We start from the raw sequence: 18915 nt of genomic DNA on the forward strand, positions 1-18915 counted from the left end.
ATAGGGTCGATTTCAGAAACGGCGATCGAAACGTCGCGCAAATCTCTTGAATTCAAAATACGATTTTCAATCGAAGAGATAATCTGAGAACGGTGATTCTTATTCGGAAGCGCGAACCCGCTACTGAATCGTTTCTACTTGTTGGATTTTGCCGGGAATGCAGATATTCTTGTCGAAGTTGCAGTAATAAATCTTACCGTGAATTTCCAAGGAGCCCTTGCCGGTGACCGTTAACTGAATCGGATCTACGGAAGCGAGATATTCCTTTTTCTTTTCGGAAGTTTTCCCTTTCACTTTCAGATCCGCTTTTTCCACCTTCAGGCCTTGACCCGCATTCAAGAGAATCTTATGAGGAGCGTCTTTTTGAATTCCGTAATTGGTGGGATGAACGATTTTTAAGAGATATGAATTTCCGAAACTTTTTTCCAATTTGAATTTTACGGGACTTTCGTCTTCCGCTGAAATTCCGAAGGTAACAAAACATACTAAAACACCGATGAGTAACTTCTTTTTCATACTAGTTTGACCAAATTACGCGGCGATTTGTTTAAGAAAAGGATTCTTCTTTTCGAAGAATCGAACGGTTTCCGGGTCACCTACGATGATTTAATGTGGTTTTGTAAAAAGGGATTCTATCTCCACGGAAAATCCCTCTAAAACTGTCGAAGCGATTTTTCCTGAACTCGCGGACGCGATCAGCTTAAAACCGCCTTCACCGTTGGAATATACGTCTACGGAACGTTCCATCGGATCGACGATCCAGTATTCACGGACTCCATGTTTTTCATAGAGTTTCTTTTTAGTCTTTAAGTCGTGATAGGCGTTTCCTTCGGAAAGAATTTCCGCGACCCAATCGGGTGCGCCTTCGATTCTCTTTTCTCCGATGATGGAATTTTTAGCTTTGGAAATATAGACGAGATCGGGTTGAACCACGTTGTGTTCGTCGAGGAATACGTCGATGGGTGAAAAGAAAATTTCACCGAGTTTTTTACGTTCAACACACTGCAGAAGCAGAGTAAACAACTTACCGGAAACTCTCTGATGCTCGGGGATCGGAGCTGGAACCATAATTATCTCACCATCCAAAAGCTCCGCCAAGGTTCCTTCCGGAAGCAGGGCGAAGTCTTTATCCGTTTTTAAATCGGTCATAGGCATAGTGGAACTTATCTATCGTTTCTGTGTGAAAGCAGATTTTGACAGAGAAAAGAAATCCTGTCAAGAAACTTGCTCGAAAAGAAAAAGTGAAACGCCGCTCGATAAGACAACCGGCGTTCTGGCGGGGTTATTTGTAGTTCGTAAACTGAACGTCGAAGGGAAGATCGGAAGTTTTCAGAAGATGAATCACTTCCTGAAGATCGTCCTTTTTTTTGCCGGTTACGCGCACGGATTCTCCCATGATCGTGACGTTGACTTTCAGCTTGGAATCCTTGATGAGTTTCGTCACTTCTTTGGTCTGTTCCTTTTCCATCCCTTTGCGGATCTTCACCTTCATCCGAACGGTGCCGCCGGTCGCTGGTTCGATCTTGGATTTGAAGTCGAAATTCTTTAAGCCGATTCCGCGTTTCGCCATTTTAGAAACGAGAACGTCGATCACACTTTCCAACTTCGCTTCGTTGTCCGAAGTCAAAACGAGTTGTTCGTCTTCGAGTTGAATGTCGGATTTGGAACCCTTGAAGTCGAAACGATTCTTGATTTCACCGAGAGCCTGAGTGACCGCGTTCGTCAACTCGGGTCTGCTGATTTCGGAAACCACGTCAAAGGAAGGATCACTCATACTCTTTCTCCGGTTAAGATTTGTTTTGCTTCGTTCACGGCGCCCGCGATCGCGGATTCGAGATTTTGTTTTTCCTTACCTCCGCCTTGCGCCATATCGGGTTTTCCGCCGCCCTTTCCGCCTAACACTTCGCAGGCGACCTTAACGAGATTTCCGCAATGAATCCCTTTGGAAACGAGTTCGGAAGAGCAGGTGATTACGATGCTTGCGTTCTCCGCATTTTTGCTGCCGAGAATCACGAGAAGATTTTTTTCGCGGACTTTGAGATTGTCGGAAAGACCTTTGAGAGAATTCGGGTCCTTGTCTTCGAAAATCGCGGATACGATTTTACCTGTTCCGGTCTCGACGGAAGAAGCGAACACTCTCTCGATCACCGACGCGTTGTTCTCGAAGTCGCGGGATTCCAAGCTCTTCTTCGTTTTCAAAAAGGAAGAAGTGCCTTCTTCGATCTTCGCGGCGATGCTTTCGGAAAGATCACGGAAGAATGTTACGGCGGTTGCGCCTTCTTTTTCGAGTTTTTCCCGAATCTCATCCGGCCCGGGCACGGGAGAAGTGATGAGAAGTTTGGCTCCTTCTTCGCCTAACTCCGATTTGATTTTTAAGTTTAAGTTCTGCACGGATTCGGTGAGTTCCGCAAAACGGTTCTGGAACGTTTCGATCACCGCGGGACCGCAGACCCCTTCGATACGACGGTTTCCGGCGCCGGGAGAAGATTCTTTTTTGATAAAGAAGTAACCGATCTCGCCCGTATGAGAAACGTGCGTTCCGCCGCAGAATTCGACGGACGCATCTCCCATCTGGACGACTCGAACCTGATCTCCGTATTTTTCTCCGAAGGTCGCAACGGCTCCGGTTTTTTTCGCCTCGTCGATTCCGAGTTCCTTGGTAGAAACTTGGAAATCCTTACGGATCGATTCGTTGACCCGGGATTCGATCTTACGGATCTCTTCTCCCGTCAACGCGGAAGGATGAGAAAAATCGAAACGAAGATATTCCGGCGATACGATCGAACCTTTTTGCAGGACGTGATCCCCGAGTAAATTGCGGAGCGCCCCGTTCAAAAGATGCGTTCCGGAGTGGTGAAAACGCAAACGTTCTCTGCGGACCGCTTCCACTTCGGCTTCGAGTTCCTGCGCGATGGAAAATTCACCGCTGAGCATTTCTCCAAAATGAAGAATGACGTCGTTTTCCTTCTGTGTGTCCAAAACCTTGAATACACTTTTGCCCTGACGCAAGAAACCAGTATCGCCGACCTGACCTCCTCCTTCGGGATAAAAAGGAGTTCGGTTTAAAACGATCGCCCCCGCTTGTCCCGCTTTCAAAACGATCGCAGGTTTATTATCACTAAATAAATGTGTAATATTCCCTTTTCCTGATAAAGAAGAATAACCGAGAAATTCCGTTTTTTCTACGGATTGGCCGGTCATCAAGGAAACCTTGTGGGCCTTCCAAGATTCTCTGGAAACCTGTCTGTCTTTTTCGAGTTCTTCTTGAAATCCTTGTTTGTCGAAGTCGAGTCCTTGTTCGGCGACGATTTCCTCGGTCATCTCGGCGGGAAAACCGTACGTTCCGTAAAGTAAGAATGCGTCCGCTCCGGAAAAGATCGTTCTTCCGTTTGCTTTCGTTCTTTCTACGAGGGTTTCGATCTTTTCGAGACCGAGTTCGAGGGTTTTTAAGAAAAGTTCCTCTTCCGCGAGAATCGTTTTTTGAATCGCCTTCGCGTTTTTACCGAGTTCAGGATAACGGGATTTATAAATCTCGACCACCTTATCCACGAGTTTGTAAAGGAAAGGTTCTCTGAAATTCAATTTTCTTCCGAAAAGGGTCGCGCGGCGGATCAAACGACGGATCACGTAACCTCTTCCCGTTCTATCCGGATAAATTCCGTCTCCGATCGAAAAAAGAACGGAACGGATATGATCGGTTACGACTCGAAACGGCGTTTTGTTTTCGTTCGTGTATTCGATTCCGGATAATTCTTCGTAAAAGGAAATGATCTTGCGGAGTTCGTCGGTGTCATAAACCGAGTCGACGCCTTGCAGCAATAAGGCGACCCGTTCGAGTCCGGAACCCGTGTCGATTCCGGTTTGTTTGAGAGGATGCAGATTCCCTTCGGTGTCCTGGTTGAACTGATTGAAAACTATATTCCAAAATTCTAAAAAACGATCGCAGTCGCAACCAGGTCTACAGGTTCCGCTCGTCGCACAATCCGGTCCGCCCTTTTCCACTCCGCGATCGAGATACAGCTCCGAACAAGGTCCGCAGGCTCCGCTGTCCCCGGCCGGTCCCCAGAAGTTGTCTTTTTTTCCGAGACGCGTTATGCGCTCTTTAGGAATTCCTTTGGACAACCAGATTTTTTCCGCCTCGTCGTCGTCCGTATAAACGGTGACCCAAATTTTTTCTTTGTCAAAGCCCAGGTGATTGACGGAACAATCGAGCGCATAGGAAATCGCTTCTTCCTTGAAATAATCCCCGAAGCTGAAGTTCCCGAGCATTTCGAAAAAAGTGCAATGGCGTTCCGTTCTACCTACGACCTCAAGGTCGGTGGTCCGCAGGCATTTTTGACAGGAAGTGGCTCTCGTATAAGGGAGTTCCACCGCGCCGGTAAAAAGCGGTTTGAACTGAACCATTCCGGCTGTCGTAAAAAGAAGTGTGGGATCTCCCGCAGGCAGAAGAGAAGAAGACGGAACTACGCTGTGAGCCTTATCTTTGAAGTAGTTTAAAAAGATTTCGCGGATTTCCGCTACGGATTGGAATTTCATGATACCTCTAAAATCAAAAAATGCCTGAAGCTCTCGGACGAAAGAGATTCAGGCATTTCAAAAAACGAAATGAAATGAAAAAGAAACTTAACGTTTGGAGAACTGAGTTCCTCTTCTCGCTTTGTGTAGACCGTATTTCTTTCTTTCCACCATTCTTGGATCTCTGGTTAAGAATCCTTCTTTTTTCACGGCTGGACGGAACTCCGGCTTAATTCTGCAGATCGCTCTTGCAACTGCGTGACGGATTGCTCCGACTTGTCCGGTGATTCCCCCTCCGGTCACGTTCAGATTCAGATCATACTTGTCTTGAACGTTCAGAAGAGAAAGAGGACGAACCGCCTCTTCGATGATTGCTTTGCGGTTTTGAAGATAATCTTTGATATCTTTGTGGTTTACGGTGATTTTACCGGAACCTTCTTTGATTTTTGCACGGGCAACGGAGGTTTTTCTTCTTCCTACAGCCCAGATTTCTTTAGCGGGTGCCATTCAGGTCTCCTTAGATTTCCAGTTTCACAGGCTTTTGTGCCTGGAGGTTGTGTTCAGCACCCGAGAAAATTTTGCAATGGGTGAGCATCTTATCTCCGAGTTTGCTTTTGGGAAGCATTCCTTTTACGGCCTCGTAGATCACCTTTTCAGGTTGTTTTGCGATTAAGTCTTTGAAAACGGTTTCGGTCATCCCGCCCGGATAACGAGAGTGATGATAATATAGTTTCTGAGTTTCTTTGTTACCGGTCACTTTCACTTTGGAAGCGTTGATAACGATGATATTGTCTCCGCAATCTTGGTTCGGAGTAAAAGTTGCTTTGTGTTTTCCGCGAAGTCTTGCGGCGATCCCGGAAGCGAGTCTTCCCAGGGTTTTTCCTTCCGCGTCTACAACGAACCAGCCTTTAACGGCATTTTCTTTCGTAAGAGAAGGAGTTTTATGCGCTTTTGATAATACTGACATGAAAAATCGTCCTGTAGGTGCCAGAGTTTCGCTTTGACCCCCAAAGTCAAGAAAAAAGAGCCAAAGTACGCGGTTTGGGCGATTCGCTCGCGCATTCTCTCCGTTTTCGAGGCGAGCGAACGCGCTTTTCGCTCCAATCCCTCACCGAACCGATCCATCGTAAAAATGCCAATCAAGTTTTCGTTTTTCGGTTCGGGGATTTCCGCTGCAATCGCTATCGCGGGGGATTTTGTAAATCGAAGTCGGAGCTACAAAGAAGGAAGTGGACGGAACTCCATCCGAACGGGCATCCAGTTTTCTTTACGAAATTTCATTCAGGCTCGAATTCGCGAAATGTGGGAACTCCAATCGGAATCGACGGATCCGAATTTAAAAACGCGGGAACTCTTTCGTTCTTAGGACAATTTTTTTGAATTTGTATGAGTTCCTACATTTTTTGGAAGTACGAATCAGTTCCAATTTACAATCCGTTGAATTTGTGGGAACTCATACATCCGGTTTCACGATATAAGTCGTTGGCCGACCTCGGAATTCGTGTGAGTTCCTACTTAAAAAAGGAAAGGACAACTTTTTCGGAAGAATCCCCGCGCCAGGGATCGGAGCGGCGCGAAGCGGCTCCCCGACGAGTCGGGAGCCGAAGCGAAAGCGAAGCCGCGCAGAAGCCCGATCGTTCCGAGAATCGGAACGAGGCGCCCGCAGGAGTTCCCACAAAATTTCGATTACTTGCAATCCGCCTTCAGCATTGTGGAAATCGTAAGTTCCACTTCCGGCCAAAGTTTGGAAACGCCGTCCTTTCCCTTATGCAGATCCAGACAGACTTTGTTGAGAGCCTCGACCGCTCCGAGAGCCTTCCAAGTTGCAAGATCCAACTTCGCGTTCGCGCTGAGATGTGCCCCTTCGTGTAGGTCGAATGTTACATCCAACTTTTTGGAAACCCCGTTGAACTTAAGTTCAATCGCGCCCTTCCCCGATGTTTTGTCGGAATTCAATTCTACGGTTACGACCTTCCCTTCGATTTTCCCGTTTTGTTTCAGCGGATAGAAGAATGCGGATTTGATCTTCGCATCACGGTCGTTGTTCCCCGAGTTGACCGTGTTCGGATCGATGGTGAATTTGATTCCTTTCAAGACTTTTTCGACGGAAGTTCCGGACGGAGTTCCGTCCACTGAAATCTTGTCGAAAGAACCGCCGACGCCTGTCTTCTCCGTAAACTTGAACGCCTTCCAGCCGAACTTCGTACTCGCGTGATCATACGAATAATTACAGCTTTGGTTTTTGGTCGGAGCTTCTGAAAATCCGGCGACAAATGGGAGTAGGATCAAACAATAGAATAGAATGATTCGTTTCATAGTCTTTCAGACTGCCCCGAAATCGAAGAAAGTCAAGGTTTTTGAAGGAAATTTCCATTTTGAAAGAATCTGAAATCATCCGCGTTCTGTATCCTCCCGGCAGCGTTCAGACTGACGACTGTTATCTGGACGACGAAGGTCGGATCTTCACCACCGATACGATCTGCGAAGGAACTCATTTTAGAAACGAATGGAGCGGTCCGAAAGAAATCGCCCGAAAACTCGTCGAAGTGAACGTCTCCGATATCGCCGCAGGCGGTGGAGTTCCCACAAAAGCATTTTTGAATTTAGGACTCAGCGCAAAAGCTTCAAAAGAAGAATGGATTCTTCCGTTTTCATCGGCCTTGCAGGAAACGCTTTCCTCTTACGGAATCGAGCTGTGCGGAGGGGATACGTATCGCTCTTCTTCTTTGAATCTGACTTTGACTTTGATCGGAGTTACGGCCACCCCTTGGAAACGTTCGGGCGGTAAGAAGGAAGACTTTTTGTATCTCACCGGTTCGGTCGGACTTTCTCAATTGGGATATAAGATTCTCAGCGAACATTTGGATGTGACGGAACCTCTTCGCACGCTCGCTTTAGAAAAACATCTGACACCGAAAGCTCGTTTGAACGTCGCTCGCGAACTTTCGCGACAATATCCAGTTTCTTGTTGTATGGATTTGACCGACGGTCTTCTGCAGGATCTCCCGAAACTCGCGTCATCGTCGGAACTCGGTCTGAAAATCGATTTGGACGCGGTTCCTCTTCCCGCAAACGCGAAGGCTTTTTTAAGTTTGAACGAGGCGCTCGGTTCCGGGGAAGAATTGGAACTTTTGTTTTTGAGTCCGCAGGAACTCCCCGCTACGTTATGCGGAATCGCCCTTACAAAGATCGGAAGAGCAACGGGAGAATGGAAAGGTGTCCGATATTTTAATGCGAACGGGACGGAATCCGAGTTCAACTACAGGGGATTCGAGCATTTTTAGGGGAAATATCGCCGATTAGCCCGAGTTTCAAAAGTGTGATTCCCTATCCGAATAGAACATTCGACAATGAGAATATTCTATTTGGATGTTATACTTCCTACGGTAAAATTTACGAACGACTTTCCTGTTTGACCCAAGAGATCAGATTCCAGATCAAAGGCGCTCCGTGCAGATACAAACCGGGGAGCCAGATCGGAACGAATAAAAAGTCCGGCCGCTTATACACAAACAGTCCCGCGCCGGAAATGATCGCTTCGGCGCCGGTTCCTCCGATCGCAAGAAGAATCGAAAAGACAGTCAAAGACTTCGCTTCCATCGAAAAGATCATCCGGAAAAGCCAAGCGCCTAAGTAGATTGCTGCAAGCGTATAGGCACTGCCCGCAAAGATTCCGCTGGCAAGATACGCCGCAACGAACCAGATAAGACTTAAAACGAAATCACGAACATCGAAGGCTTCCGCTTCTTTCCTAAAAAAAGAAGCCCCGAGATACATTAGTAAAGTTGCAAGTACGAATTGAGGAGCCACCCACCAAGCCTGACCGAATACTCCGAAATGAAAGTATCTCAGCACGTTGAACTGTACGTGGATTTGATCGCAAAGAGCAAGACCGATCCCGCCGAGGAAAACTAACGCGATTAGTTTTTTGGGATTCTCCCGCATGGAAGAGGCAACTGAATTCATACGATTCTCCTTAAAAAAGAATTCCTTTTAAAATGAAAATCCGAACCCGAAACACCGGACGTCCGCTTCTGTATTGAATTCGGGGGAATTCTTCCCACCCGAGCCGTTCGATCGGCGTTTTGCGGAACGATCCTAAAACGAAGTCATCTTAACAAAGACCGCAAATCCTTCCAAACAATTTTTCTTGCAGGATCAAATCCGAAGGATTGAATTGTTCCATTCGAGTAGTGAGGAAACATAAAAAGATGAAGATACTCAAGTGGGCCCTGGGGATTTTTGGAACGTTCGCCCTTTTTCTCGTCGTCACGTTTTATGCGGGAACGCCGAAATACGAATACAAAACGGTTCCGTTACATTCCGACTTCGACGCGTATTACAAAGAGAAACTTAAAATCAGTCAGGAGAAAAAGGCCAGACCGAATAACGAAGAAAAGCTGGTTCGTTATTCTCCCGGTAAAACGGAATACGCCATTCTTTATATCCACGGCTTCGGAGCTTCCCGCGCGGAAGGGGAAGAAGTCACGGACCAACTCGCAAAGGATTTAAAAGCGAATCTTTATTACGTTCGTCTTCCGGGACACGGAACCAATCTGGAAGATCACAGAGACACCACGTTTCAAGAGATTCTTCAGGATTCCGAGACGGCACTTTTGGAAACGGAAAAACTCGGAAACAAAACGATTCTAATCGGAACGAGCATGGGCGGTCTGATTTCGACGTATTTGGCCGCGAAGTATCCGGAACGGGTTCACGCTTTGATCTTAGGATCTCCCTTTTACGATTTCACGAGCGCCCTCGGAGGAATCTATCAATTCTCCTGGGGAAAGGATTTCGCACATCTCGTAATGGGAAAGATCCGCAAATCCACGGAAGCTCAAAAGCGCGATCCTGCAAGCGCATTCTGGTATAGGGATCAATATCTCGCAGCGGTTCAAAATCTTTCGGATCTGCGCGAATTCATTTTAGGAACCGATCCGTTCTCCAAGATTTCTTCTCCCGTTCTTTTGTTCTATTATTATAAGAACGATAAGGAACAGGACGCGTCGGCTTCCGTTCAATCGATGTTAAACGCATTCAAAAAATTGAATGCGAATGGGAAAGCGAGTCCGTTGAATAAGGCGGTAAGGATAGAACTCGGAGATCACGTGTTGTTTTCCAAATACATGAAGAGCGATAAGACGTTGATCCTCAAGGAGGAGGAAGAATTTTTGAAAAAGGTGTTCGAACCGAAGAAATAACGTTTCGGGTACGCATTGCTCCGTATCGCTTCGAACCGATCCTCCGTAAACCTCCTTACAGAAAAGAGGTTTACGGCCTACCGATTACCTACTTCTTCTTTTTCTTTTTAGCCGCGGTCTTTTTCTTCGCGACCTTCTTCTTGGCTTTCGGCTTCGCCTTCACCTTCACCTTTGTTTTAGGTTTCGCTTTTTTCGGTGAAACCTTTTTGGCTTTGGTCTTCTTTTTCGGAGCGGCCTTTTTCTTTTTAGCCGGAGCCTTCTTCTTAGCCGTTTTTACGGCGGCTTTTTTCGGAGCGGGGGAAGCTTCCTGATTCAACACGGCGAGATCGTAAGCGCTTTCGCCCAAAGAAGGCCAGTCTTCCTGGAATTCCACGGGAACCTGAAGCCAATCCTTCATCGCTCGGTCGTTTCCGGACGGATCGAAAAGTTTTGCGCCCGGATAACGGGAAATGATCTCGGCGATCTTATCCGCTCCGAGTTTCAAAACGAGTTCGCCTTGAAAAAAGGTAACAAAGGGTTTTCCATCTAGATTCAAAGAATTTAATCCGAACCATTTTCCGGAGGTTACGTCTTTGTGCTTGGTTTGAAAATTATCTGCAAAGGTTTCAAAAAGAAATAGTGACATGCGCCAAGGAGATTCCTTTTCAAAGAGTTTTCAAGAAATAAATCTTTTCCTCAATCGATCCAGAGGTTTACGATGCTTGCTCCGTGAATACGGGGAAAGGTCTTAGCGATCGAACGTTTCACCCAAATGGTCTCTCCGTCCGAACCCAAATCCCAAAGAGAACCTCTGAGGAACACGTTGATCCCGTGAGTCGCGCCCGACTTCGACATTCTTCCCCCAAGCGCGTATTTCAACCAAGCCTCCCCTTCCGTGATCCGATCGACGTCAAGAGCAGAAACGTCCTTCGGATTGGAAGCTCCGTTATAACCCTTCCAAACCGCAGCCATGGCGTTATCCGGCGCCACATACGAAGGAACCACTACGAAATCTACATTCTGTTTTTTGAATGTATCGTAGACTTCCGGAAACCAGGAATCCGCACAGACCAGAACCCCGATCCTTCCCGCCGGAACGGACGAAACCTTGAGGTCTACGATCGGAGCCGCTTCGACGAAGGTTTTTTCGTCCTCGATCGGATAAATCTTCAAGGGAGAATTCTCCACGACTTTACCGTCGCTCGAAAATACGAAGGATCCGTTCTTTAACGCCCCGTGCCCGACGCGTAAGGTTCCGTCTACGACCGAAGGTTCGGGAAGAAGAATCGACCCGGCAACGATGGTGATCTTGTATTTACGGGCCAATTCGGAAAACGTGCGAACGTAAATCGAGGACATTTCTTTTGATTTCATTCGAAACAAAGCGTCCCTTACGGAATCCTTTCCTTTGGCCTTGAGTAAATTCCAGATGAACGAATAGGCGTTGCTCAAAACAAGAGTCCGCATCGCTTCTTCGATTTTCGTAGCGGAAATCACGGATTCTTTTTCCTCCGCAACCACCAACCAAGTTCCCAAATATTCCGGGAAAACGACGATCGTTTTCGAATTTAAGAATCCTCTTTTGTGGGCTGTCTCGAGATACGATTCGATCTTTTCCCGAAAATTCTCCTCTTTGGAATAATCGTTCGGAATCATCCAAGGCTGAACGCCCAAAAGATTTCCTTTTTTTACGTCCTTGCCGAAACTTTCGATCCGCTCCAAACGAAGATCGGGTTTTCTCATCGAATGGGAACGGCCCGTAAACGACCAAACGAAATGGCCGCAGAATAGGGAAACGATTGCGACCAAAAGAAGAACGTATTTGTTCATAAGATTCACCGGGGACTTTTTTGTCATCGGTCTCGATTTCGCTCAACTCTATTTTTATAAGAAATCGAAGGATAAAAAAGCCGTCCCTTTGCTCGAAATACATTCCAATTTATAAATATTCAAAATTTTTAAATTTTTACGGGAACTTTCGATTCGAACGGAAAGAAGTTTCGAGATGCGAAGGGAATGAAATTCTAAGACGGGAAACGCCGGGGGATTCGAGTCCCTCGGCGAAATAGGACTCATTTCAATTTAAGCTGTGTTTTGTAACTATGAGAACCGGATACTTTTTCGCTCCCGACATATCCGGAAATGTTCACCGTTTCTTCGATCGTCATAACCGCCTTGTCCATATCGTTCGCATTTTCGATCGTGGTTTTCGAGCCGGTAGTCGTAAACGTGACTTCAAACTTAGGATACAGATAACCGTTCACTTTATAAGAACTGGAGCTGATCGTCATCGAACTGTTCCCGGTCGTTTTGAGCAAACTCTGAGTCGAGGAAGGATCGACGGTCACGGTCATCGTTCCGTTTTGTTCCAGCTCTCCTTCCAAAAGCATTTGCGAAGAATTACCGGCGGACTCCACGTTCGGCGCCATCAGAGAACAAGCGGTATAAGTGATTTTGATTCCCGTAAATTGAGCGTTCATCGAAGCGCCGTTCATGGCTTGCGTAAGATCTCCGGCGAGGGTCATGTTTCCGCCTCTGGGACAATCTTGCGACTGGGTGATCAAAGCGAAGGGAGAAACGCTTCCGGTCGAGTAATTTCCGCCGCCTCCGTTATTGCTGCGCGCCATCAACGAAGCATACAAACCGGAGATACCCGGGTTTTGATTCTGTAAAGCCAACAGCAAAAGAGCGTTATTCTGCGAATCGTCTTTCTTTTCCCCGCAATTGGAAATAAACAGCAAAAGAGTAAACGATAGAATCAGTTTTTTAAGTTTCATACTTGGATCCTCCTAAGGAACGATCTAAATATGGAAGTCACGGCCACATTCTGAGACAGAAATCCGAAAAAAAAATGAGGGAATTTTCGCACTTAATTTGGAAATAAAATTTTTCGAAGCGAATGGACGGCAGAAAATGTTAAGCGAAATCGAAAGGAACATTGTTTCAAAGAAGAAGTTCTTAACCCGCCGATTCGGTTCTCGCAAAAGGAATCGATCGACGGGTCGAAACGGCGGTTACTTCATCTTAAAAGTGGTTTTTAAGGTGTAAGTGGTATCGATCGACTTATCGCCGATCGTACCCGTAACGTGAGTCGTTTCGTCTACGGTCACAGTCGCTTTATCCAGATCGTTCGCGTTCTCGATCGTAAGTTTGGAATTGTTCGTGGAAAACGTAAGATCGAACTTCGGATAAAGATAACCGTTCACCGTATAATTACTGGAAGAAAGATTGTAACTTCCGCTCTGAGTAACTTTAATCAAAGTCGACGTATTTGCCGGATCCATGGTCTGAGAGATCGTTCCAGACTGTAAAACGTCTCCGTTCAGAACCAGCAACGAAGAATCCTGACTGGATCCGTCGATACGAGGAGCGAGGAAAGAACAGGCCGTGTAGGTGTGTTTGATTGCGGTCAAAGTCGCGGTAAAGACGCCTCCCGCCATACCCATAGTTATATCTCCGTTGGCCGTATCGCTACCGCCTCTCGGACAAGGATACGTACCGCTATATGCTTGAAAGGGAGAAACGTTTCCTTTGGAATACGCTCCCGCACCGCCTCCTCCTCCGCCGTTTTGTTTGGCTAAGATCGCATACACACCGGAAATTCCCTGGTCCTTAGGCATCAGCGCCAAAAGAAGCGCGGCTTGTTCGTTCGAATCGTCTCCGCCTTTGCCTCCGCATTGGATCACGAGCAAGACGGTCGTCAGCGTAAAGAATATTTTTTGAAACATTGGTTTGAGTCCTCCTGATGGATTCTAATCAAGCCAACGATTCAAAAAAAAAATTGTGCCACGCCGTATTTAAAAACGAATCGTGATTCCTCCCGATACTTCCTTATGTTGGAAGGAAACGCTGAAAGAAGGAACAACGTTTCTGAATTCTTGACGGTAACCCAAAAACGCATCGAGCAATAAAACGAAAACGAACGCTGAAACATACATTTGTCTATCTTGAAAATAACGGTCCCTCTCCATCACCGTTCCATCCGAAAGAACGACTTTCTGAGAATTTGAATAGGTAGAATTCGCAAAGGCCACGTTGATCAGGTTATTATCATTCAGCGCGATAGCGATCAACATCTGAGAAGAGGGAGGAAGATCCGCCTCTTGCCCCGGAGTCGGTGCTTTGAGATATACGTAACTTTTATAAGCGAGAAAGAGTTCCGCCGCCATCAAAAAGAAACCTACCCCTTTCCAAGAATACGAATCGGAACGAACCAAACGAGACCAACCGGGAATCAGACCTTCGGCAACGACGGCGGCCTTCGACTTTTGTTTGGGTTCGGACGGACTCGCCGATTCTTCGTTCGGATTCGGTGAAAGCGGATTTACGAGTTCTTCTTTTTCTTTCGGATTTTCGTTTTTCGTTTTTTGGAAAGAATTTTTTGACTTATCTTGATTCGAAACAACGGGCGAGTTTTTTTCCGGAATCGAATCCGAAAAATGAACCTTCTGCACTTCTTGCAGGGAGAATCGTTCGATTTTCCCGTCTTTATAACGAACTTCAAATCCCGAAGAGATGATTTTTACGTTCACATTCTCGATCTTTCTGCCGTTTTTAAGCAAAACCGACTTCGCATTCAGCGTAAAGATAGGAACAAAAAAGGGGATCAGGATCAGAAAAAAAATCAGGAATCGATTCAACATTTTATTTTTTTCCGATTTCGTTGGCGCTTTTCAAAAGGTCAACTCGTTAATAAAAATAGATGAGCCGAAGTTTCGAAGAGCAAACTTTTGATTTCGACGGATTGTATTCGAGAAATTACGAAATAATTTATAGATTCATTATAAGCAAAGGAGCATCCGTTGAAGAAGCCGAAGAAGTTTGCCAAGAAACCTTTATCAAGGTACTGCGTTATTGGGGGAATTACGACCCCGAAAAAGGAAATGAAACCTCCTGGATACTGACGATCGCGAAGAATCATTTCTTGGACTCGGTTAAAAAGAAGAATACGGTTCAAAATAAGGAAATCGATAATTCGCAGTTGTATTTGGAAGCGATCGCAACTACGGAAAAAAAATCGGAAGAAGAAGACGAACAATTGGATCTTCTTCGAAAAGAGATCGAACAATTACCGGAATTGGAAAGGAAAATCATCCGATTTCGGTTTATGCAGAAATGCACGATTCAGGAAACGGCAAACTCATTGGGAATATCGGTGCGTACGGTAAATCGCAAGACTTACGCTTCGTTACAAGTATTAAGATTGAAACTGCAACGCGCAGATTTCGCTTTTGAAGGTGATTAGGAGAAATATCATGTCAACGAATCAAAATCAAAGCCGAAGAACCCAAATGCAGCGCGCGTTGGCAAACGAAATGACAAGAAAAGAGCTCTTGGAATTTTTAAACGATCCCCGATCCAAAAAAGAATTCTTCGAGTTGATGAAATTAAAAAATAAAATCGGATCACTCGAACCGAACTCAGGGAAAGAGGAAAACGTTTCCTCAATCAGGAATTTTCAATTCTCTGAATATTCTAAAAATGGAATATTGGCCGCCGCGTGCCTGTTTTTACTCGGAATTCTCGGGTTCTACTTTCTCTTTTTCTTCCGTGAGGAAACGCGCTTTGAAACCGTAAAATCCGTTACAACCGGCTCCTGCGAGATGAAAAACGAAAAACGTTCCCTTCTTCTCAAATCCGGAAAAGAATCCTTATGCGATTACAAGATCGAGGGAGAATTGGGTTTGGTCGTCCGTCTTCTTCCAGACTCGGAATTCAAAATTTTTTCGGGAGAATCCGAAATCGATCTGGAACTAAATTCAGGAATTGTAATATTTACGACATATAAGAAAAATCCTTCCTTAAAAGTTACCGCCCGGGTTCATTCCCTATATTCCGAGTTGTTAGGAACGACACTCGTATTAACCGCAAAACGCAACCAGGAAAAAGATAGAATCCTCGTTCTGGAAGGCGCGGTTCGAGCTCGCGGAATCGAGCAGAAACTCAAAATCACCGCGGATATCTATGCCGAGTATTCCGTCTTCGAAAAAGAAAAAGCCGGATCGTCTTCGGAGATTCGAATCGAGGTCGAAAAAATTCAATCGATCGAACTCGATCGATACAAAAAACTTTCGCAGGATTCCCGGAAAACGGTAAACGGAGACGAGACGAATCATAACCGCGAAACGATGACCTTAGTTCAGAAAGAATTCTCCGGTAAAAATCCGTCGTCCGAACCCGTATACAAAATCGTCTTAAAGGATAAAAAGGCGTATTTAGGCACCTTGGAAGAAGAGGAAAAAATTTATGTTCTAACCGACTCGAAAGGAAACGTAACGAGAATCGACAAAACCGAGGTGTTGGAGTTGGAACTGTTTCATGAATGAGGCGTTCCGTGATACCATTTTATATTCTGATCTTCACTGGCTTATAAAGTAAGAAGCTTTTTACTCGAACATCGATTATCCTATCCGCATCTTTCAACGGGATCGTTCACGGAGATCGGATATGAATATGACGGAAAATCAACTCAAGAGTTTAATCGCTTCATTTGACATCATCAACTTGGATCGAATTAAATTCGCCGAATTGTTTTTCTTTTATCTGAAAGAAAATAACTCGAAATACGAGGATATATTCAGCAGACTTCAGCTCGAAGAAGTTCGATCCTTTATGAACTCGGCGAGAAATATCGTCCTTTCCAGTTCCCAACAAATACAATTCGAGAAGGCGATTCATTCTTTCGGAATGGAATGTATTAAAATCTGCAACCGAGCGGAAGAGCTTCCTCTTTTGGAAAAAGCTTGGATCTTTGCGCTTGAGGAATGGCTCGGGCCTTGGTATACGCACGAAGTCGAGGACAGTTGGGAAGAAGTTTTTAAGGCGATCTACGCAGCTTCGGCGGAAACTCTCCAGTGGAGCTGAGCGAAACGTTCATCGCGGCAAAATTTTAAAATATTATAATTTTCTACTGATAACGGGAATACTGATCGGAGGGTTGGTCGCTTTGCAAACGAACGTCGAAAGTCCGGTAGAGATCAGGGATACGAAGAAGATCTGATCCGCGCATTCGTCCACCGCATCTTTCTGATACATTTTCTTTTCGTCGATCCCGATACCGTCGGGAATCAAGACGGTGAGCGTCAATCCGGCCGCGGCGTTCGAACGAACCGGCTCCGGTTCGCCCAAAGCCATAAAGTAAACGATTCGACTTAAGAGAAGTCGATCGTTGATGATTTCTTTCGCTTCCGCTCCGGTGACAAGACTGGGATTCACGTTCAAATAGGCGCAGCTGAACGTTAGAAACAAAACGAACGATAAAAACCGATCGATCCGAATACGAACCATCATAACCACAACCCCGCGGATAAAATCGAGATTCGACCTTTTAGCTTCTCGTTTAAAAAGACAAAGTCAAACGATTTTCGGATCGGCCATTTGCCGGACTCGGATTAGTATTTCGGCCAGTCGATCTCGTCGTCTTTGAAGAGCGGGCTAAATCCGAAAAAGATCAGTTCGTTTTCTTCGAACTGAAAAATCGCGTTGAGTTTATCGGAGAACGCGGTCACTCCGTGGACATGATCCTCGTCGTGGTCATGATCATCGTGATCGTGTTCCTCATCGTCCTCTTCGAAATCGTCGATCCCGTTTTTACTCAGGAGTTCGCGGATGGTTTCGATCGATTCTCCGATGATCGGTTTTCCGAATAAACGGATGGAAGGATTGGAAATCGTGATCGAATACAAACGATCGCCTTCGTCCTTATCGAATTCGTATTCCGATTCCTGAGAAAAATATTCGAACCCGGTCGAGAGAGAACCTTCGTAATCATAGTCGTAGATTTCGTCGGGCTCTCCCAACTTCGACGTTACGTCTTCCTTGGACATTCCAAAATAAAGACCGTTTAATCCTTTGCCGATTTCGATGTTCACGATTCCTCCCGCGAGTTTTAGACTCTTTTCGATTTTTCGAATATACGATTAAAAACACAGGCTCTTTGAGAGGCAGAAGGCTGACAACCTCTTAAAACAAAGAGTCTTCGGTAAGTTTGAGTTTTTTCCTCAAATCCCGGAATTCGTTCTTGTTTCGATTCCAATAATCGCTCTGGATGCTCGCGTCCAACACCGCATAGGTAGTCATTAAATGTCCGTTGAAATCCAAAAAGGTTTCCTCCCATGCGAGAATTTTAAACGGAAATGAAGAATCCGTTCTGATCTTCAGAGTCCTTTCCTCTTCCGGATACCAGATCGTATAGATAAAATCGTTTTCCTGGTTCTGCTTCGTAACGACCGCTTTGAGTGGTTTTAATTCCTTATGATTGAGTCGTACGTGAAATAACCCGGGTATCAACGTGACTTCTCCGGTAGGTACGGACTCCGGATCCAAACGGATTCGGTTCCAGAGTTCGTCTTCGAGAATTTCGATTTTTAAAAAGAACTTCGTATCCCCTTCCGACTCGAAATAAGAATACGATTCGATTCTGAATTGATCCTTATCTAAATTCAATTGTGCGAATGCGTTTCCGCACCATTCCTGAGAGGACATGGACTCCTTCAACGTATGCGGATATTTGTCCGCTTCCAACGGCGTAAAAACGGAAAGGGTCATCGAATACGCGTAAATCCCCGTCACGAAATTCTTTACGAAGTTGAGCTTTAATACTTTGGCGCGATCGTTTTCGGCGAGTTCGGGTTGATCGAGTTTGACTTGTTTCGTTTTGGAGAAGTCTTCCGTAACGAACACAAGAATCGCCTTGCCCGCATGATTTTCTCCGTAACGAACCTGGCTCAGATTGTAAGTCGAAATCTCGGCGGTTCCCGCTTCCCAATACGAACGGAAGCGCTCCCGCGGATCGGTAGGAGTCGCGATTGCGGACGGTGGAACGGATTCTTTACAATAGGGTAAAAATCCGATGAGAATCCAAAGTAGAATGAGCCGCTTCATGGATTTTTTGAGTTTATCCGAAAGAAGCGACTCTTCAAGAACTTTCGGACGCACTGGGGGATTTGTAGGAGTTCCTACGGTGATTGTGAGTGAGGATTTTAGTTTACAAAAGTTGAATTTTCTGTTAGAGGAAAATTTGTCGAGGGTTCCCGCAAGCCCGCCACCTCCACCCTAACTCGGGTGGGGGCTTTTTCGTATTACGACAGATTTGTAGGAACTACAACAAAATCGCCTCTCACAATTCGCGCCAACGATCGGAGCGATGCCGAAGGCAGCCGCTTGCGGCCGTAGCGAACGCGTAGTCGCGGAAGAGCGTGGTCCTTTTGACCGAAGG

Annotated in this window: 21 protein-coding genes; 5 read left to right on the plus strand and 16 right to left on the minus strand. The window is 45.8% G+C overall.

Features of this window, described 5'->3' with window-relative positions; translation table 11 throughout:
• Positions 1 to 120: 120 nt before the first annotated feature.
• The 7 genes from mpl17 to LFX25_RS13110 all read right to left on the minus strand — a co-directional run bounded on the left by mpl17 (position 121) and on the right by LFX25_RS13110 (position 6831).
• On the minus strand, positions 121 to 516 hold the full coding sequence (mpl17, locus tag LFX25_RS13080) for a cell surface protein MPL17 (RefSeq protein ID WP_238730630.1): 396 nt from the start codon (positions 514 to 516) through the stop codon (positions 121 to 123).
• Positions 517 to 606: 90 nt separating this feature from the next.
• A complete protein-coding gene (locus LFX25_RS13085) occupies positions 607 to 1155 on the minus strand; it encodes a Uma2 family endonuclease (RefSeq protein WP_238730631.1) in 549 nt (182 codons plus the stop codon).
• A 127-nt stretch (positions 1156 to 1282) separates the two neighbouring features.
• Complete coding sequence (locus LFX25_RS13090; RefSeq protein ID WP_020986223.1) at positions 1283 to 1774, minus strand: YajQ family cyclic di-GMP-binding protein; 492 nt, start codon at positions 1772 to 1774, stop codon at positions 1283 to 1285.
• Complete coding sequence (gene alaS / locus LFX25_RS13095; RefSeq protein WP_238730632.1) at positions 1771 to 4536, minus strand: alanine--tRNA ligase; 2766 nt, start codon at positions 4534 to 4536, stop codon at positions 1771 to 1773. Before alaS ends, LFX25_RS13090 begins: the two co-directional genes overlap by 4 nt.
• Before the next feature lie 87 nt (positions 4537 to 4623).
• On the minus strand, positions 4624 to 5022 hold the full coding sequence (rpsI, locus tag LFX25_RS13100; RefSeq protein WP_100747449.1) for a 30S ribosomal protein S9: 399 nt from the start codon (positions 5020 to 5022) through the stop codon (positions 4624 to 4626).
• A 10-nt stretch (positions 5023 to 5032) separates the two neighbouring features.
• Positions 5033 to 5482 (minus strand): 50S ribosomal protein L13, encoded by a 450-nt coding sequence (gene rplM, locus LFX25_RS13105; protein ID WP_238730633.1) that lies wholly within the window; start codon positions 5480 to 5482, stop codon positions 5033 to 5035.
• 719 nt (positions 5483 to 6201) lie between these two features.
• Positions 6202 to 6831, minus strand: a complete 630-nt coding sequence (locus LFX25_RS13110; RefSeq protein ID WP_238730634.1) for a YceI family protein — start codon at positions 6829 to 6831, stop codon at positions 6202 to 6204.
• Positions 6832 to 6872: 41 nt separating this feature from the next.
• Between LFX25_RS13110 and thiL the strand changes: the two genes are divergently transcribed.
• Entirely contained in the window at positions 6873 to 7799 is a 927-nt protein-coding gene (thiL, locus tag LFX25_RS13115; RefSeq protein ID WP_238730635.1) for a thiamine-phosphate kinase, read from the plus strand.
• A gap of 109 nt (positions 7800 to 7908) precedes the next feature.
• Here the strand turns inward: thiL and LFX25_RS13120 are convergent, their stop codons facing one another.
• Positions 7909 to 8481, minus strand: a complete 573-nt coding sequence (locus LFX25_RS13120; protein WP_238730636.1) for a hypothetical protein — start codon at positions 8479 to 8481, stop codon at positions 7909 to 7911.
• Positions 8482 to 8726: 245 nt separating this feature from the next.
• On the opposite strand from LFX25_RS13120, the gene LFX25_RS13125 reads away from it, so the two are divergent.
• Positions 8727 to 9719 carry an alpha/beta hydrolase gene (locus tag LFX25_RS13125; RefSeq protein WP_238730637.1) on the plus strand — a complete coding sequence of 331 codons (993 nt, stop codon included), beginning with the start codon at positions 8727 to 8729 and terminating at the stop codon, positions 9717 to 9719.
• Between the two features lie 88 nt (positions 9720 to 9807).
• Here the strand turns inward: LFX25_RS13125 and LFX25_RS13130 are convergent, their stop codons facing one another.
• The 5 genes from LFX25_RS13130 to LFX25_RS13150 form a co-directional block, all read right to left on the minus strand.
• Positions 9808 to 10344 carry a DUF773 domain-containing protein gene (locus tag LFX25_RS13130; RefSeq protein ID WP_238730638.1) on the minus strand — a complete coding sequence of 179 codons (537 nt, stop codon included), beginning with the start codon at positions 10342 to 10344 and terminating at the stop codon, positions 9808 to 9810.
• A gap of 50 nt (positions 10345 to 10394) precedes the next feature.
• On the minus strand, positions 10395 to 11537 hold the full coding sequence (locus LFX25_RS13135; protein WP_406600533.1) for a carbon-nitrogen hydrolase family protein: 1143 nt from the start codon (positions 11535 to 11537) through the stop codon (positions 10395 to 10397).
• Between the two features lie 233 nt (positions 11538 to 11770).
• A complete protein-coding gene (gene srp, locus LFX25_RS13140; protein ID WP_238730639.1) occupies positions 11771 to 12475 on the minus strand; it encodes a sigma factor SigX-regulated lipoprotein in 705 nt (234 codons plus the stop codon).
• Positions 12476 to 12712: 237 nt separating this feature from the next.
• Entirely contained in the window at positions 12713 to 13426 is a 714-nt protein-coding gene (gene srp, locus LFX25_RS13145; RefSeq protein WP_238730640.1) for a sigma factor SigX-regulated lipoprotein, read from the minus strand.
• Between the two features lie 69 nt (positions 13427 to 13495).
• Complete coding sequence (locus LFX25_RS13150; protein WP_238730641.1) at positions 13496 to 14341, minus strand: LA_0442/LA_0875 N-terminal domain-containing protein; 846 nt, start codon at positions 14339 to 14341, stop codon at positions 13496 to 13498.
• A 59-nt stretch (positions 14342 to 14400) separates the two neighbouring features.
• Here LFX25_RS13150 and LFX25_RS13155 point away from each other — a divergent pair, with 59 nt between their 5' ends.
• The 3 genes from LFX25_RS13155 (at position 14401) to LFX25_RS13165 (ending at position 16562) form a co-directional block, all read left to right on the plus strand.
• Positions 14401 to 14943 carry an RNA polymerase sigma factor gene (locus tag LFX25_RS13155; protein ID WP_238730642.1) on the plus strand — a complete coding sequence of 181 codons (543 nt, stop codon included), beginning with the start codon at positions 14401 to 14403 and terminating at the stop codon, positions 14941 to 14943.
• Between the two features lie 10 nt (positions 14944 to 14953).
• Positions 14954 to 16024: an LIMLP_03685 family anti-sigma factor gene (gene rsx / locus LFX25_RS13160; protein WP_238730643.1), complete on the plus strand. Its 1071-nt coding sequence runs from the start codon at positions 14954 to 14956 to the stop codon at positions 16022 to 16024.
• 121 nt (positions 16025 to 16145) lie between these two features.
• Positions 16146 to 16562, plus strand: coding sequence for a globin family protein (locus LFX25_RS13165; RefSeq protein ID WP_238730644.1), 417 nt, complete (start codon positions 16146 to 16148; stop codon positions 16560 to 16562).
• A gap of 33 nt (positions 16563 to 16595) precedes the next feature.
• Here the strand turns inward: LFX25_RS13165 and LFX25_RS13170 are convergent, their stop codons facing one another.
• From LFX25_RS13170 to LFX25_RS13180, 3 genes are all read right to left on the minus strand, one after another.
• Positions 16596 to 16988, minus strand: coding sequence for a TIGR04452 family lipoprotein (locus LFX25_RS13170; protein ID WP_238730645.1), 393 nt, complete (start codon positions 16986 to 16988; stop codon positions 16596 to 16598).
• A 101-nt stretch (positions 16989 to 17089) separates the two neighbouring features.
• Complete coding sequence (locus LFX25_RS13175; RefSeq protein ID WP_238730646.1) at positions 17090 to 17569, minus strand: hypothetical protein; 480 nt, start codon at positions 17567 to 17569, stop codon at positions 17090 to 17092.
• A gap of 91 nt (positions 17570 to 17660) precedes the next feature.
• Entirely contained in the window at positions 17661 to 18581 is a 921-nt protein-coding gene (locus LFX25_RS13180) for a septum formation inhibitor Maf (RefSeq protein WP_238730647.1), read from the minus strand.
• Between the last annotated feature and the right edge of the window lie 334 nt (positions 18582 to 18915).

This window comes from Leptospira sanjuanensis, from assembly GCF_022267325.1.
In the GTDB taxonomy this organism is placed as follows: domain Bacteria; phylum Spirochaetota; class Leptospiria; order Leptospirales; family Leptospiraceae; genus Leptospira; species Leptospira sanjuanensis.